Here is a 1,721-nt window from a genome sequence, read left to right as displayed (position 1 = left end):
GGTGAACTGTTGTTCTTTTATTACTTTTCCAAAATCGGAATTTCCTATAATGTAAAAAATTAGGGTATTAATTGTCAACCTTTAAATATTTTAAGTTGACAATTAATACCCTTTTTGTTATACTTTCCTCGAATAAAAGCAAAACGCTTTCAGAAAGGATTATAACATTATGAACACAACTGCTAAAAACAGAATTTCTACAAAACACATGGTATTAATTGGCATGTTTGCTGCCGTGCTGGCTGTCATGTCCCAGCTTTCCATCCCTATGCCTTCCGGCGTACCTGCTACAATACAAGTTTTCGCTGTCGCCCTGTGCGGCGTTGTTCTGGGCTGGAAACTCGGCCCGGCTTCTATGCTTGTCTATATTCTGATTGGTGCTGTAGGAGCCCCGGTCTTTGCTAACTTTGGGGCCGGCCTTGGTGTTATCTTCGGAAAAACCGGCGGATTTATTATCGCCTATCCTTTTATGACAATGCTGTGCGGTTTATCAGAAAAAGTAAAGCCTTTTTGGCAGAAAATACTTTTCTGCCTTACAGGTCTTTTCGTATGCCATCTTTTTGGCACCCTGCAGTATATGCTCTTGACCGGCATGAGCTTCCCAGCAGCTGCTCTTTTAATGTCTCTTCCTTACCTTTTCAAGGATGGAATTTTAGTTGTTGCCGCTGCTGCTGTCGGAAAAACCCTCCGCACAGCCCTTCAAGCTTCAGCTGTCCGTGCTTAAGCACCTTACAAAACCCTGGTACGAGGCTTGTTTTCTCGTGAACTACTCTTCTATCCATTATAGTTAAGACAGTTCTGATTTCCAGGATGGCATCTGCTTCTTCCTCAAGAATATTGCAGCAAGCATTGCTTTAGCTGCTCCCGGTTTTCTACCTGTAATTTCCCGGTTAGATAATCCCAAAAGAACTAGCCGCGTAATCTCTATTTCCCTGACTGTCAACCCTTTCTTCGGGATGCTTTAACAGCACCATCATGACAAAGCCGTACAAAATAGGTCTTAAGCTTAACAGAATATCCTGAAAAGGCTCTTTTTGTTTTCCTTTCCCTTTGATATGGAAGGGTTAAAAACACGCAGCCTGCTAACACCAACAATATTTCCTTCCAGTCAAACAGCCGCTCCAATCGAAAGCCCAGCAATGCCGTAACAAAGAACAGATATCCGCAAACAAACAGAATTCTCTGTATATACCTACTCATATACCTTACTCTTCTCCATCAAATTCAATCAACCGTATCTCCAACTGCTTTTCTATTGGGAGAAAAATAATGTTCAGAACAGCTGCGTAGGATAGAACCAAAATAGCTGCTACAAGATTCGGTCCGATGGCTTCCGGTGTATCCAAATCATGCATAAGTGTAAACAGAGAGATGCAGGCTGTAAAAATTCCCGTATTCCACAATATTTTTCTTATAAGGTTCACTGCTTCAGCTGCTCTTTTTATTTCCTTAAAATCTGCCGCCTTTTTCCTTCCAATGGTAAGTCGGAAGCTGTTATTGAAGTCTTTCATCAGTCCCGTTTGAACCAAAACCGAAATTGAAACTACCAGCAGAACGAAAATACTAATCAGGTCTACAAAATATTCCCACCTAATTCCGGAATACATAACGCTTAATGTGAAAACCAAAATTACTCCTAACAAAGATAATAAAAACATATAAATGATATTGAGGTCAAAACCATAAATAGATTTGTCCCTTCTCCTATAGTACCTTGAAAA

2 protein-coding genes and 1 pseudogene are annotated in these 1,721 nt (G+C 40.6%); 1 reads left to right on the top strand and 2 read right to left on the bottom strand.

The annotated features are described in order from the left end of the window. Window positions 1–169 precede the first annotated feature (169 nt). Entirely contained in the window at window positions 170–724 is a 555-nt protein-coding gene (locus tag ASU35_RS04900; RefSeq protein WP_058351939.1) for a biotin transporter BioY, read from the top strand. 215 nt (window positions 725–939) lie between these two features. Here ASU35_RS04900 and ASU35_RS04895 read toward each other — a convergent pair whose 3' ends face one another. Next, window positions 940–1,200, bottom strand: a complete 261-nt coding sequence (locus ASU35_RS04895; protein ID WP_058351938.1) for a hypothetical protein — start codon at window positions 1,198–1,200, stop codon at window positions 940–942. A gap of 5 nt (window positions 1,201–1,205) precedes the next feature. Next, window positions 1,206–1,721, bottom strand: a pseudogene (locus ASU35_RS04890) (hypothetical protein); the annotation flags it as partial.

It is taken from the genome of Acetivibrio ethanolgignens, assembly GCF_001461035.1.
Lineage (GTDB): Bacteria > Bacillota > Clostridia > Lachnospirales > Lachnospiraceae > Velocimicrobium > Velocimicrobium ethanolgignens.
This window is presented reverse-complemented; position numbering and strand designations above follow the sequence as displayed.